A 13,517-nucleotide genomic window follows, 5' to 3' on the forward strand; every position below is an offset into this window, starting at 1 on the left:
CCGAGATACGACATGACAGCCTCGACCTGACAGTGAGGTACCCGTGGTCACCGACGACCAGCCTGCGCACACGACCCGGCCCGGCAAGATCATCGCCGTCCACCTGAACTACCCGTCCCGCGCGGCACAGCGGGGCCGGACGCCGAGCCAGCCGTCCTACTTCCTCAAGCCCGCGTCGTCCCTCGCCGGGACCGGCGGCACGATCGAGCGCCCGCTGGGCACCGAGCTCCTGGCCTTCGAGGGCGAGGTCGCGATCCGCATCGGCACCGCCGCGCGCTGGGTCTCCCCTCGCGAGGGCTGGTCGCACGTCGACGCCGTCACCGCGGCCAACGACTTCGGCCTCTACGACCTGCGCGCCGCCGACAAGGGCTCCAACCTGCGCAACAAGGGCGGCGACGGCTACACGCCGCTCGGCCCGCGCTGGATCCCCGCCGCCGACGTCGACCCGGCGGGCCTGCGCGTGCGCACCTGGGTGGACGGCGAGCTGGTGCAGGACGACTCCACCGGCACCCTGCTGTTCGACTTCGGCCGCCTCGTCGCCGACCTGTCGCAGCACCTCACGCTCGAGCCGGGCGACGTCATCCTCACCGGTACCCCGGCGGGGTCGTCCGTCGTCGGGCCCGGGCAGGTCGTCGAGGTCGAGGTGGACGCCCCGGGGACGCCCGGGGCGCGCGCCTCGGAACCACTGTCGAGCGGCCGCCTCGTCACCACCGTCACCGCCGGCACCCACGCCTTCGGGGACTTCGGCTCGAAGCCCGCCGTCGACGACACGCAGCGCGCCGAGGCCTGGGGCACCCCCGCGCCGGCACCCGAGCCCGCCTTCGTCCTCACCGACGCGATGCGCGAGCGGTTCGCCGGCGTCGCCGTCGCCACGCTGTCCGCCGCGCTGCGCAAGCGCGGCTACACCGACGTCTTCGTCGAGGGCGTGCACGGCAACCACCCCGGCGACCGGTTCGTCGGCACCGCCCGCACGCTGCGGCTCATCCCCTTCCGCCCCGACCTGTTCGCCTCCCACGGCGGCGGCTTCAACGCGCAGAAGCGCGCGTTCGACGCCGTCGAGCCGGGCGAGGTGATCGTCGTCGAGGCCCGCGGCGAGCGCGGCACCGGCACCGTGGGCGACGTCCTCGCCCTGCGCGCCCAGGTGCGCGGCGCCGCCGCGATCGTCACGGACGGCGGCGTCCGCGACGCCGACGCCGTGGCCGAGATCGGCATCCCCGTGTTCTCCCAGGGCCCGCACCCGTCCGTCCTCGGGCGCAAGCACGTGCCGTGGGAGACCGACGTGACCGTCGCCTGCGGCGGCGCGGCCGTCCAGCCGGGCGACGTCGTCGTCGGCGACGGCGACGGCGTCCTCGTCATCCCGCCGGCCCTCGTCGAGGAGGTGCTCGCCGAGGCCGAGGCCCAGGAGGCCGCCGACGCGTGGGTCACCCAGCAGGTCGCCGCCGGGGCCCCCGTCGACGGGCTGTTCCCCATGAACGCGCAGTGGCGGGCGCGGTACGAGCGGGAGACGAGCGCCGGATGAGCACCCCGACCGCGGTGGGCGTGAGCAAGTCCCAGCGCGCGTACGCCTACCTGCGCGAGCGGATCGAGGACGGGCGCTTCGTGCCCGGCTACCGCCTCGTGCTGGCGCAGCTCGCGGGCAACCTCGACATGTCCGTGGTGCCGGTGCGCGAGGCGATCCGCCGCCTCGAGGCGGAGGGCCTGGTGACGTTCGAGCGCAACGTCGGCGCGCAGGTCGCCCTCATCAAGGAGGCCGAGTACCAGCACACGATGGAGACCCTCGCCCTCGTCGAGGGCTTCGCCACCGCGCTGTCCGCCCCGCACCTGTCGGCCGCGCAGCTCGACGCCGCCCGCGCCGTCAACGCGCGGATGCGGGAGTGCCTCGCCGACTTCGACCCGCACCGCTTCACGGAGCTCAACCTGGAGTTCCACGCCGTGCTGTTCGAGCCGTGCCCCAACCCGCACGTGCTCGACCTCGTCCACCGCGGCTGGCGGCGGATGACCGTGCTGCGCGACTCGTCGTTCTCGTTCGTGCCCGGCCGGGCCCACGAGTCCGTCGCGGAGCACGACGCGATCCTCGACCTCGTCGTCCGGCTGCAGGCCGGCGACGCCACCCCGGACGAGGTCGAGCTCGCCGCCCGCCACCACCGCACCCACACCCTCGACGCCGTGCTCGCCTTCCAGGAGCAGCACCGCTCGCACACGCAGGAGAAGTGATGACCGACCAGACCACGCAGACCCACCGTCCCGCCGACCTGCCCACGGCGATCCGGCACTACGTCGACGGCCGCTTCGTCGACTCCGTCGACGGCGCCACCTTCGACGTGCTGGACCCGGTCTCGAACGAGACGTACCTCCAGGCCGCCGCGGGCAAGAAGGCCGACGTCGACGCCGCCGTCGCCGCGGCCCGCCGCGCCTTCACCGAGGGCCCGTGGCCGAAGATGCTGCCGCGCGAGCGCTCGCGGGTGCTGCACAAGATCGCCGACCTCGTGGAGTCGCGCGACGCCCGCCTCGCCGAGCTGGAGTCGTTCGACTCCGGCCTGCCGATCACCCAGGCGCTGGGCCAGGCGCGTCGCGCCGCCGAGAACTTCCGCTTCTTCGCGGACCTGATCGTGGCGCAGGCCGACGACACCTACAAGGTGCCCGGCCGCCAGATCAACTACGTCAACCGCAAGCCCATCGGCGTCGCCGGCCTCATCACGCCGTGGAACACCCCGTTCATGCTCGAGTCGTGGAAGCTCGCCCCCGCGCTCGCCACCGGCAACACGGTGGTGCTCAAGCCCGCCGAGTTCACGCCGCTGTCCGCGTCCCTGTGGGCCGGGATCTTCGAGGAGGCCGGGCTGCCGCAGGGCGTGTTCAACCTCGTCAACGGCCTGGGCGAGGAGGCCGGCGACGCGCTGGTCAAGCACCCCGACGTGCCGCTCATCTCCTTCACCGGCGAGAGCAGCACCGGCCAGCTGATCTTCGGCAACGCCGCCCCGTACCTCAAGGGCCTGTCGATGGAGCTGGGCGGCAAGTCCCCCGCCGTCGTCTTCGCCGACGCCGACCTCGACGCCGCGATCGACGCGACGATCTTCGGCGTCTTCTCCCTCAACGGCGAGCGCTGCACCGCCGGCTCGCGCATCCTCGTGGAGCGCGCCGTCTACGACGAGTTCGTCGAGCGGTACGCCGCCCAGGCGAAGCGCGTGCGCGTCGGGTACCCGCACGAGAAGGACACCGAGGTGGGCGCGCTGGTGCACCCGGAGCACTTCGAGAAGGTCATGAGCTACGTCGAGCTCGGCAAGACCGAGGGCCGGCTCGTGGCCGGCGGCGGCCGCCCCGAGGGCTTCGAGACGGGCAACTTCGTCGCCCCGACGGTCTTCGCCGACGTGAAGCCCGACGCCCGGATCTTCCAGGAGGAGATCTTCGGCCCCGTCGTCGCCATCACGCCGTTCGACACCGAGGAGGAGGCGCTCGAGCTCGCCAACGGCGTGAAGTACGGCCTCGCGGCGTACATCTGGACCAACGACCTCAAGCGGGCCCACAACTTCTCCCAGGCCGTCGAGGCCGGGATGGTCTGGCTGAACTCGAACAACGTGCGCGACCTGCGCACCCCGTTCGGCGGCGTCAAGGCGTCCGGCCTGGGCCACGAGGGCGGCTACCGCTCCATCGACTTCTACACCGACCAGCAGGCCGTGCACATCACTCTCGGCAAGGTCCACAACCCCACCTTCGGCAAGAACTGAGAACGGCAAGGACGCCCACGATGACCCACCTGAACGACCGCACCCTCACCTCCTCGGGCTTCTACGTCTCCCAGGAGGCGCCGATCCACTCGGACAACCCGGTCCCCACGCCGTCGAGCCCCGCGCCCGACATCCTGCGCTGCGCGTACATGGAGCTCGTCGTCACGGACCTCGCCGCCTCGCGCGAGTTCTACGTCGACGTGCTCGGCCTGTACGTCACCGAGGAGGACGAGCGCACCGTCTACCTGCGCTCCACCGAGGAGTTCATCCACCACAACCTGGTGCTGCGCCAGGGCGACGTGGCCGCCGTCGCCGCGTTCTCCTACCGCGTGCGCACGCCGGAGGACCTCGACAAGGCCGTCGCCTTCTACACCGAGCTCGGCTGCGAGGTGCGCCGCGAGCCGGGCGGCTTCACGAAGGGCATCGGCGAGTCGGTCCGCGTGATCGACCCGCTCGGCTTCCCGTACGAGTTCTTCTACCAGACCGAGCACGTCGAGCGGCTGTCGTGGCGCTACGACCTGCACACCCCCGGCGAGCTGGTGCGCCTGGACCACTTCAACCAGGTCACGCCGGACGTGCCGCGCGCCGTGAAGTTCATGCAGGACCTGGGCTTCCGCGTCACCGAGGACATCCAGGACGACGCCGGCACGGTCTACGCGGCGTGGATGCGCCGCAAGCCCACCGTGCACGACACGGCCATGACCGGCGGCGACGGCCCGCGCATGCACCACGTGGCCTTCGCGACGCACGAGAAGCACAACATCCTCGCCATCTGCGACAAGCTCGGCGCGCTGCGCCGCTCGGACGCCATCGAGCGCGGCCCGGGCCGCCACGGCGTCTCGAACGCGTTCTACCTCTACCTGCGCGACCCCGACGGGCACCGCGTCGAGATCTACACGCAGGACTACTACACCGGCGACCCGGACAACCCCGTCGTCACGTGGGACGTGCACGACAACCAGCGCCGCGACTGGTGGGGCAACCCCGTCGTGCCGAGCTGGTACACCGAGGCGTCCCTCGTGCTCGACCTCGACGGCAACCCGCAGCCCGTCGTCGCCCGCACCGACGACTCCGAGATGGAGGTGACGGTCGGCGCCGACGGCTTCTCCTACACCCGCCGGGACGACGCCGACGGCGGCGGCGTGCAGGGATTCAAGCTCGGGGAGACGCTGTGAGCGACGGCGAGCGCACCCTCGACGACGCGGCCGTCGTCGCGATCGCGGACGAGCTCGCCGAGGCCGACCGCACCCGCACCCCCGTGCCGCTGCTCACCGCGCGGCACGAGGGGATGACGGTCGCCGACGCGTACGCCGTGCAGCGCACCTGGCGCGAGCGCGGCGAGGCGCGCGGGCGTCGCGTCGTCGGGCACAAGATCGGCCTCACGTCGAAGGCCATGCAGGCCGCGACCGGCATCACCGAGCCGGACTACGGCGTGATCTTCGACGACATGGTGCTCGAGTCCGGCAGCGTCGTGGAGCACGCCGCGTACTCCAACGTGCGCGTCGAGGTGGAGCTGGCGTTCGTCCTCGCCACCCGGCTGGAGGGCCCCGGCGTCACCGTCACCGACGTGCTGCGTGCCACCGACCGCGTCGTGCCGGCGCTGGAGATCCTCGACGCCCGCGTCGAGATGCCGGGCCGCACCATCGTCGACACGATCAGCGACAACGCCGCGATGGGTGCGATGGTGGTGGGCGGGCGGCCCGTCCGGGTCGACGACGTCGACCTCCGGTGGGTGTCCGCGCTGCTGTACCGCAACGAGACGATCGAGGAGACGGGCGTCGCCGCGGGCGTGCTGGGGCACCCTGCCGCCGGCGTCGCCTGGCTCGCCAACAAGCTGGCCGCGCACGGCGACTCGCTCGCCGCGGGCGAGACCGTCCTGGCCGGGTCGTTCACGCGCCCCACGTGGGTGCACCCCGGCGACACCGTGCACGCCGACTATCACGCCGGAACTGGATCCCTGGGGGCCGTGACATGCCGCTTCGTCTGACACCGGACCGCTCGCTCGCCGCGATGCTCGCGGAGGCCGGGGACGAGGGCCGCCCGCTCGTCGGCGCCTGGTCGTCGATGGGCAGCCCCGTGGCCGCGGAGATCCTGGCCGGCAGCGGCCTGGACGTCGTGCTGGTCGACGGCGAGCACGGGCCCAACGACCTCACCACGGTCCTCGCGCAGCTCCAGGCGACCGCCGCGTACCCCGTCGCCACGCTGGTGCGGGTGCCGTCGGGCGACCCCGTCGGCCTCAAGCGGGTGCTCGACCTCGGCGCCACCAACGTCCTGGTGCCCATGGTCGACTCCGCCGCCGAGGCCGCGGACGCCGTCCGCGCCGTCCGCTACCCGCCCGCCGGCGTGCGCGGCGTCGGCAGCGCGCTCGCCCGCTCCTCGCGGTGGAGCCGCGTGCCCGGGTACCTGGGCGGTGCGGACGACGGCATCACGCTGGTCGTGCAGCTCGAGACGCGGGCCGCGATCGAGGACGCTGCAGGCATCGCCGGGACCGATGGCGTCGGCGCCGTGCTCATCGGGCCCGCGGACCTCGCGGCGTCCCTCGGCCACCTCGGGCAGCAGGACCACCCGGAGGTCGTCGACGCGGTGCTCGGCGCGATCGCCGCGTGCCGCGCCGCCGGCACGCCCGTCGGCGTCAACGCCTTCGACCCGGCCATGGCCGACCGCTACCTCGACGCCGGCGCGTCGTACGTCGTCGTCGGCGCCGACGTCACCCTGCTCGCGCGCGGCACGGAGCAGCTCGCCGCGCGCGTCGCCTCGCGCAACGACAGCAAGGACAACGACAGCAAGGACGGTGAGACCCGATGACGACCGTGTCGACAGTCTCGGCCCGCGAGCGCGCGGCCGAGCTCCTGACCACCACGCCCACCGGGCTGCTGATCGGGGGTGCCTGGCGCGACGCGTCGGACGGCGGCACGTTCGCCGTCGAGAACCCCGCCACCGAGGAGACGCTGGCGCGGGTCGCCTCCGCGACGAGCGACGACGCGCGCGCTGCCCTCGACGCGGCCGCGGCGGCGCAGGAGTCGTGGGGCGCGACCTCCGCGCGGGAGCGCGCCGAAATCCTGCGACGCGGGTTCGCCCTCGTGCAGGAGCGCCGCGAGGACCTCGCCCTGCTCATGACGTTGGAGATGGGCAAGCCCCTGGCCGAGGCCCGCGGCGAGGTCACCTACGGCGGCGAGTTCCTGCGCTGGTTCGCGGAGCAGGTCACCCACGACGACAGCCGGTACGCGCACTCCCCCGAGGGCACGCTGCGCCTTCTCGTGCAGCGCCGCCCGGTAGGCCCGTCGCTGCTCATCACGCCGTGGAACTTCCCCCTCGCGATGGCCACCCGCAAGGTGGCGCCCGCCGTCGCCGCCGGCTGCACCATGGTGCTCAAGCCGGCCCGGCTCACGCCGCTGACGTCGCTGCTGTTCGCGCAGCTCATGGTCGAGGCCGGGCTGCCCGACGGCGTGCTCAACGTGGTGCCGTCGGCCTCCGCGGCGGCCGTCAGCGAGCCGCTGATGGCCGACCGGCGGCTGCGGAAGGTCTCGTTCACCGGCTCGACGCCGGTCGGGCAGAACCTGCTGCGGGCCGCCGCCGAGAACGTGCTGCGCACCTCGATGGAGCTGGGCGGCAACGCCCCGCTGATCGTCTTCGAGGACGCCGACCTGGACGCCGCCGTCGACGGCGCCATGGCCGCCAAGCTCCGCAACGGCGGGGAGGCGTGCACCGCGGCGAACCGCTTCTACGTGCACGAGTCCGTGGCCGACGAGTTCGTCTCCCGCCTCGCCGAGCGCTTCCGCGCCGTCGCCGTCGGGAACGGCCTGGACGACGGCACGACCCTCGGCCCGCTCGTCGAGGCCAAGGCCGTGGACTCCGTCGCCGCGCTCGTGGACGACGCCGTCACGCGCGGCGCGCAGGTCGTCGTCGGCGGCACGCGCCCCGACGGCCCTGGCCACTTCTACCCGGCCACCCTGCTGCGCGACGTCCCCGCCGACGCCCGCTGCATGACCGAGGAGATCTTCGGCCCCGTCGCCCCCGTCGCCACGTTCCGCACCGAGGACGAGGCGGCCGAGCTCGCCAACTCCACCGAGTACGGGCTGGCGTCGTACGTGTTCACCGGGGACGTCCGTCGTGGGCTCGCGTTCGCCGAGCGACTCGAGTTCGGCCTGCTGGGCCTCAACGCGGGAGTCATCTCCAACGCGGCCGCGCCGTTCGGCGGCATGAAGCAGTCCGGCACCGGCCGCGAGGGCGGCTTCGAGGGCATCTCCGAGTACCAGGAGACGCAGTACGTCGGCATGCCCCTCTGAGCGCGAGGTAGTCCGGATCCCCGCGAGGTAGTTCGAGATTGCGCGAGGTAGTTCCGAAAATGCCGAGGTAGTTCGAGAATCCGCGAGGTAGTTGACTACCTCGCCGAGTTTCGAACTACCTCGGCATTTTCGGAACTACCTCGCGGGGATCGGGACTAACTCGCGGCTCAGCCCCAGACGAGGCCGCGCGACGGGTCCTCGAGCACCTTCGCGACGTCGGCCAGGTAGCGGGCGGCGAGCTCGCCGTCGACCAGGCGGTGGTCGACGGACAGCGCCAGCTGCGTGACCCAGCGCGCCTTGATCTTGCCCTTGTGCACCCACGGCTGCTTGCGGATCGCGCCGAACGCGAGGATCGCCGCCTCCCCCGGGTTGAGGATCGGGGTGCCGGTGTCGGTGCCGAAGATGCCCACGTTGGTGATGGTGATCGAGCCGTCGGCCATGTCCGCGGGCTGCGTGCGGCCGGCGCGCGCGGTGGAGGTGAGGGACGCGATCGCCTTCGCCAGGCCGAGCAGGTCGAGGGTGTGCGCGTCCTTGATGTTCGGCACGACGAGCCCGCGCGGCGTCGCCGCCGCGATCCCCAGGTTCACGTAGTGCTTGTAGACGATCTCCTGCGACGCCTCGTCCCAGCTCGCGTTGATCTGCGGGTGCCGGTTGACCGCCAGCAGCATCGCCTTGGCGGCGACGAGCAGCGGCGTGACGCGCACGTCCGCGAAGTCGCGGTCCTCCTTCAGGGTGGCGACCAGGCGCATCGTCTTCGTGACGTCGATCGTCTGGAAGACGGTCACGTGCGGGGCGGTGAAGGCGCTGGCCACCATCGCCTCGGCCGTGCGCTTGCGGACCGACTTCACCGGCACGCGCGTCTGGCGGCCGTCGCCGCTGACCGTGCCGGACGCGAGCCACGGCCGGTCGTCATCCGGGTACGTGGCCAGCGGCTTCGGCGCGGCGCCCTCGGCGTGCGCGACGACGTCCTCCCGCGTGACGATCCCGCCCGGGCCCGTGGGGTGCACGGACGCGAGGTCGACGCCGAGGTCCTTGGCGAGCTTGCGCACCGGCGGCTTGGCCAGCACGCGGGCGCGCTCGGCAGTGGGGGTGGACGCGGCGCCGGACGACGACGGCACGCTGGCCATCGGCTTCTCGATCGCCGGGCCCGCCGGGGCGGGTACCGGGGCCGGCGTCGGAGCTGCGGCCGGCACAGATGTCGGCGCGACCGGGGCGGCAGGGGCCGCGGGCGCCGGGCTCGGGACCTCGGCCTCGGGGGCCGCGCCGCGACGGCGCCGTCGTCGGCCGCCGCCCGCGCCATCACCCGTGCCGTACCCGACCAGCACGGAGCCGGAGCCCCCTGCCGACGCCTCCTCGGACGCGTCGCCCGAGCCGTAGTAGGTGGGCGCGTCGGAGCCCCCGGGGGCCGGCGCGTCGGTGGTGATCTCGATGATCGCGGTGCCGACGTCGACCGTCGTGCCCTCCTCCGCGAGCAGCGCCGTGACGGTGCCGGCCCACGGCGACGGCAGCTCGACGAGCGACTTGGCGCTCTCGATCTCCACGATCACCTGGTTGACGGCGACGGTGTCGCCGACGGCGACGCGCCACTCGACGATCTCGGCCTCGGTGAGGCCCTCGCCCACGTCGGGCAGGGGGAAACGCTGGGTGCTCATCGGTCTCCTCGGCTCCGCTCTCAGTGGGCCAGCACGCGGTCGACGGCGTCCACGACGCGGTCGACGCTCGGCAGGTACTCGTGCTCCAGCTTCGCGACGGGGTACGGCGCGTGGAAGCCGCCCACCCGCAGCACGGGCGCCTCGAGCGAGTAGAAGCATTCCTCGCTGACGCGCGCCGCGACCTCGGCGCCCGAGCCGAGGAACGTGGGCGCCTCGTGCACGACGACGCAGCGGCCGGTGCGCTTCACCGACTCCGCGACGGCGGTCACGTCGAGCGGCGAGATCGAGCGCAGGTCGACGACCTCCGCGCTGGTGCCCTCGGCGGCCAGGGTGTCGGCGGCCTTGAGCGCCGTCGCGACGGTGGGCCCGTAGGCGACGAGCGTGACGTCGGTGCCGGGCCGGGCGACGCGCGCCCGGTTGAGCACGTCCGCGGCGCCCGCGGCGGCCACGGTCGGGTAGGCCCTGCGCTCGACCTCGCCCTTGGACCAGTAGCGGCCCTTCGGCTCGAAGAACAGCACCGGGTCCGGCGACGCGACGGCCGCGCGGATCATGTCGTAGGCGTCCTGCGGGGTGGACGGCGACACGACGCGCAGGCCGGGCGTGTGCGCGAACAGCGCCTCCGGGCTCTCCGAGTGGTGCTCCACCGCGCCGATGCCGCCGCCGTAGGGGATGCGGATGACGACGGGCACCTGCAGCCGACCGCGCGACCGGTAGTGCATCTTGGCGAGCTGGGTCGTGATCTGGTCGTAGGCCGGGAAGACGAACCCGTCGAACTGGATCTCGCACACCGGCCGGTAGCCGCGCAGCGCCATGCCGATCGCGGTGCCGACGATGCCGGACTCCGCGAGCGGCGTGTCGACCACGCGGTCCTCGCCGAAGTCCTTCTGCAGCCCGTCGGTGACGCGGAAGACGCCGCCGTTGCGGCCCACGTCCTCGCCCATGACGAGGACCTTCGGGTCGGACTCGAGGGCGGAGCGCAGGCCCTCCGTGATGGCGCGCGCGAAGGTGAGGGTCTCGCTCATCGGGTCGCCTCGCTCGTCTCGTTCTCGTACTGCTCGAACCACGCCCGCTCGGCCGTGACCTGCGCGTGCTCGGTGGCGTACACGTGCTCGAACATCGTCGCGGTGGGCGGGGCGCCCAGCTCGCGGACCTCCGTGCGCAGCCGCTCGCCGAGTGCGTCGGCCTCGGCCTCGATGCCGGCCGCCCAGTCGTCGTCCCAGGCGTCCTCGGCCCGCAGCAGCGCAGCGAGGCGGTCGATCGGGTCACGCCGGGCCCAGTAGTCCTCCTCGGCGCGCGACCGGTACCGGGTCGGGTCGTCGGAGGTGGTGTGCGCGCCCATGCGGTACGTGTACGCCTCGACGAAGGTGGGGCCGCCGCCGGAGTGCGCGCGCTCGATCGCCTCGGCGGTGACGGCGTAGCAGGCGAGGACGTCGTTGCCGTCCACGCGGACGCTGGGGATGCCGAAGCCCTCCCCGCGCCGGTACAGAGGCGAGCGCGTCTGGCGCGACGTCGGCTCGGAGATCGCCCACTGGTTGTTCTGCAGGAAGAACACGACGGGCGCGTTGTTCACGGCCGCGAACACCAGCGCCTCGCTCACGTCGCCCTGGCTGGTGGCGCCGTCGCCGAAGTAGGTCACGACGGCAGCGTCGCGCTCCGGGTCGCCGGTGCCGACGGCGCCGTCGCGCTGGACGCCCATCGCGTAGCCGGTCGCGTGCAGCACGTGCGAGCCGATGACGAGCGTGTACAGGTGCACGTTGTGCTCGGCCGGGTCCCAGCCGCCGTGGTCCTCGCCGCGGTACAGGCGGAGACGGTCGACCGGGTCGACGCCGCGCGCCTGCAGCACCCCGTGCTCCCGGTACGAGGGGAACACGTAGTCCTGCGGCGACAGGGCGTACGCCGACCCGACCTGGGCGGCCTCCTGGCCACGGCCCTGCGCGTACAGCGCGAGCTCGCCCTGCCGCTGCAGGGCCGTGGCCTCGTCGTCGAACCGTCGCGTCAGCACCATGTCGCGGTACAGGGCGCGCAGGTCCTCGGAGGTGAGGTGGTCGACACGCGAGCGGTAGGTCGCGTTGTCGGGTTCGACGACACGCTCGCCGGTGGGCGAGACGAGCTGGATCAGGGGTTCGACGTCAGGCGTGACGTCGGCGGGCGCGACGTCGGGCTCGCCGGTGGTGGTCTGCGGCACGCGTTCTCCTTCGCTGGCGGCCCCCGGGCGGGGCGGGCTGCTCCGGCACGGACGAGGTCCCGGTGCCACCCGAACGGTGGACCCACCGGAACCTACGCCTTCGTAGCCTACGCCAGCGTAGGTTGCCGTCCATGGGGCGCACCCCCCGACGGCGCTACCAATGTCCCCCCGCTCAGTTTGGAGGGTTCCTCCAAAGCCGCCGCGGCCCGCGGCCGCCCCCGCAGGTCAGCGCGGGTATGCCTGGCCCACCCGCAGCGCGTCCCGCTCCCGCAGCACCGGCCAGCGCGAGAACGCGAACACGAGGAACATCACCACGTTGAGGATCGGCACGATGCCGACGAGGATCCACCAGCCCGAATAGCCCGCCTTCTGGATGATCCGGATGTACGCGATCAGGAAGAGCACGGCGATCGCGAGGTAGACGACGATCGCGGCCGTGCCGAACAGCCAGCCGTAGTCGTCCGTGAGCTGGTCGTAGTCCCAGGTGTCCATGGGCAGCGAGTCTTCCCGGCCGCGGCCAGGTCGCAACCCGGACGCACGGGGTCAGGCAGCACGGCAGCACGGCGATCAGGCGGCCCGCCAGGAGTCCGTGTCGTCGTCGAGCCGCCAGTCGCGCGCGGTGCCCGGGTCCGCCGCCGCCCCTGCGAACCAGAACGTCGCGTCCGGGTCCCAGTCGGCGAGCACCGACGCGACGCCGTCCGACACCGGTACGGGCAGCCCCGCCGTCGTGAGGTACCCGCGCGTCGTGAGGTGCACGGCGTCCGCCTCGCGCGCCACCGCGGACCAGTCGGGGAGCACCCACGTGCCGTCGCGGCCGGTGGCGCGGTACCAGTCGTGCCGCCGCGAGGCGGTCACCTCCAGCGGGTGCCGGCGGCACAGGTCGGCCCAGTCCCCCGGCCCGTCGACCTCCAGCACCCGGGCGTCGTCGGCCACCGCGACCGCGCGCACGCTGCCGCGCTCCCAGCCGGAGTCGTCCTCCACGAGCCACAGCCCGACCGGCCCGACGGCGCCCAGGTCGCGGGTGGTGCGCAGCAGCTCGTGGGGCGGCACCGACCACCACTCACCGCTCCAGCTCGCGCGCGGGTCGGCCGGTCGTTCGCGTGCCGCGGTCCGCTCGCCCGCGTGGGTCTCGGAGCGCCACGCGGCGAGGGCGTCGGGCCGGCCCGCCGCCGTCGTGCCGGGCGGGCCGAGCCGACCGTCGTCGTACCAGACCACCTCGCGCTGGGTGGTGGCCGGCGCCGCCGTGGACCACCAGGCGGCCGACGGCGCGGCGAGCAGCGCCTCGGCCACCGGGCCGAGGGCGGCCGCCACCTCCGGCGTCGCGGCGAGCACGTCCTCGCCGTCCGGCTCCTGCCAGTAGCGGGCGTTGCCGACCGCCGACTCGAGGGCCCGGAGCAGCTGCCGCTCGTCGGGCACGGTGAACGTCGCGCCCTGCAGGCGCCGCACCACGTCGCCGGGCACCAGGCGCGGCCGGTCCGCGACGCCCTGCCCGAACATCACCCGCGAGGTCCCGGCGCCGGGGTCCAGGTCGTACGCGGCGTAGAAGATCGCCAGCCGCACGTCGTCGTCCTGCGCCTGCGCGAGCTCCAGGCACAGCCTGCGGCCGCGCGGCCCGGACAGCAGCGCGGCGGCATCGAGGCGGGTGGTCCCGGGCATGCGCCCACCCTAGGAG

Annotated in this window: 12 protein-coding genes; 7 read left to right on the plus strand and 5 right to left on the minus strand. The window is 73.5% G+C overall.

Annotated elements, in window-relative coordinates; all coding sequences use genetic code 11:
* The first annotated feature begins 43 nt into the window (after positions 1 to 43).
* The 7 genes from ACWF41_RS00630 to ACWF41_RS00660 are packed head-to-tail and all read left to right on the plus strand — an operon-like array spanning position 44 to position 8,008.
* A complete protein-coding gene (locus ACWF41_RS00630; RefSeq protein WP_380316860.1) occupies positions 44 to 1,519 on the plus strand; it encodes a fumarylacetoacetate hydrolase family protein in 1,476 nt (491 codons plus the stop codon).
* Complete coding sequence (locus ACWF41_RS00635) at positions 1,516 to 2,214, plus strand: GntR family transcriptional regulator (protein ID WP_380316857.1); 699 nt, start codon at positions 1,516 to 1,518, stop codon at positions 2,212 to 2,214. Before ACWF41_RS00630 ends, ACWF41_RS00635 begins: the two co-directional genes overlap by 4 nt.
* Positions 2,214 to 3,722, plus strand: a complete 1,509-nt coding sequence (gene hpaE, locus ACWF41_RS00640) for a 5-carboxymethyl-2-hydroxymuconate semialdehyde dehydrogenase (RefSeq protein WP_380316854.1) — start codon at positions 2,214 to 2,216, stop codon at positions 3,720 to 3,722. The genes ACWF41_RS00635 and hpaE overlap by 1 nt, the downstream gene beginning before the upstream one ends.
* 20 nt (positions 3,723 to 3,742) lie before the next feature.
* The gene (gene hpaD / locus ACWF41_RS00645; RefSeq protein ID WP_380316851.1) at positions 3,743 to 4,897 is read left to right on the plus strand and encodes a 3,4-dihydroxyphenylacetate 2,3-dioxygenase; all 1,155 of its coding nucleotides are present in this window, start codon (positions 3,743 to 3,745) and stop codon (positions 4,895 to 4,897) included.
* Positions 4,894 to 5,709: a fumarylacetoacetate hydrolase family protein gene (locus tag ACWF41_RS00650; protein ID WP_380316848.1), complete on the plus strand. Its 816-nt coding sequence runs from the start codon at positions 4,894 to 4,896 to the stop codon at positions 5,707 to 5,709. The genes hpaD and ACWF41_RS00650 overlap by 4 nt, the downstream gene beginning before the upstream one ends.
* Positions 5,694 to 6,527 carry an HpcH/HpaI aldolase family protein gene (locus ACWF41_RS00655; RefSeq protein ID WP_380316845.1) on the plus strand — a complete coding sequence of 278 codons (834 nt, stop codon included), beginning with the start codon at positions 5,694 to 5,696 and terminating at the stop codon, positions 6,525 to 6,527. Before ACWF41_RS00650 ends, ACWF41_RS00655 begins: the two co-directional genes overlap by 16 nt.
* Positions 6,524 to 8,008: an NAD-dependent succinate-semialdehyde dehydrogenase gene (locus tag ACWF41_RS00660; protein ID WP_380316842.1), complete on the plus strand. Its 1,485-nt coding sequence runs from the start codon at positions 6,524 to 6,526 to the stop codon at positions 8,006 to 8,008. Before ACWF41_RS00655 ends, ACWF41_RS00660 begins: the two co-directional genes overlap by 4 nt.
* 167 nt (positions 8,009 to 8,175) lie before the next feature.
* On the opposite strand, the gene ACWF41_RS00665 is transcribed toward ACWF41_RS00660, so the two are convergent.
* The 5 genes from ACWF41_RS00665 to ACWF41_RS00685 form a co-directional block, all read right to left on the minus strand.
* Positions 8,176 to 9,660, minus strand: coding sequence for a dihydrolipoamide acetyltransferase family protein (locus ACWF41_RS00665; protein ID WP_380316839.1), 1,485 nt, complete (start codon positions 9,658 to 9,660; stop codon positions 8,176 to 8,178).
* Between the two features lie 20 nt (positions 9,661 to 9,680).
* Complete coding sequence (locus tag ACWF41_RS00670; protein WP_380316836.1) at positions 9,681 to 10,682, minus strand: alpha-ketoacid dehydrogenase subunit beta; 1,002 nt, start codon at positions 10,680 to 10,682, stop codon at positions 9,681 to 9,683.
* Positions 10,679 to 11,845: a pyruvate dehydrogenase (acetyl-transferring) E1 component subunit alpha gene (gene pdhA / locus ACWF41_RS00675; protein ID WP_380316833.1), complete on the minus strand. Its 1,167-nt coding sequence runs from the start codon at positions 11,843 to 11,845 to the stop codon at positions 10,679 to 10,681. Before pdhA ends, ACWF41_RS00670 begins: the two co-directional genes overlap by 4 nt.
* Positions 11,846 to 12,070: 225 nt before the next feature.
* Positions 12,071 to 12,337, minus strand: a complete 267-nt coding sequence (locus tag ACWF41_RS00680) for a DUF805 domain-containing protein (protein ID WP_380316830.1) — start codon at positions 12,335 to 12,337, stop codon at positions 12,071 to 12,073.
* Between the two features lie 75 nt (positions 12,338 to 12,412).
* The gene (locus ACWF41_RS00685) at positions 12,413 to 13,501 is read right to left on the minus strand and encodes a hypothetical protein (RefSeq protein ID WP_380316827.1); all 1,089 of its coding nucleotides are present in this window, start codon (positions 13,499 to 13,501) and stop codon (positions 12,413 to 12,415) included.
* Positions 13,502 to 13,517 lie beyond the last annotated feature (16 nt).

Source organism: Isoptericola sp. NPDC055063 (assembly GCF_053608125.1).

Coding starts and splice junctions, on each gene's coding strand:
- ACWF41_RS00635 (WP_380316857.1), top strand. CDS start 1,516: ATGAGCACCCCGACCGCGGTGGGCGTGAGCAAGTCCCAGCGCGCGTAC.
- hpaE (WP_380316854.1), top strand. CDS start 2,214: ATGACCGACCAGACCACGCAGACCCACCGTCCCGCCGACCTGCCCACG.
- hpaD (WP_380316851.1), top strand. CDS start 3,743: ATGACCCACCTGAACGACCGCACCCTCACCTCCTCGGGCTTCTACGTC.
- ACWF41_RS00655 (WP_380316845.1), top strand. CDS start 5,694: ATGCCGCTTCGTCTGACACCGGACCGCTCGCTCGCCGCGATGCTCGCG.
- ACWF41_RS00660 (WP_380316842.1), top strand. CDS start 6,524: ATGACGACCGTGTCGACAGTCTCGGCCCGCGAGCGCGCGGCCGAGCTC.
- ACWF41_RS00665 (WP_380316839.1), bottom strand. CDS start 9,660: ATGAGCACCCAGCGTTTCCCCCTGCCCGACGTGGGCGAGGGCCTCACC.
- ACWF41_RS00670 (WP_380316836.1), bottom strand. CDS start 10,682: ATGAGCGAGACCCTCACCTTCGCGCGCGCCATCACGGAGGGCCTGCGC.
- ACWF41_RS00680 (WP_380316830.1), bottom strand. CDS start 12,337: ATGGACACCTGGGACTACGACCAGCTCACGGACGACTACGGCTGGCTG.
- ACWF41_RS00685 (WP_380316827.1), bottom strand. CDS start 13,501: ATGCCCGGGACCACCCGCCTCGATGCCGCCGCGCTGCTGTCCGGGCCG.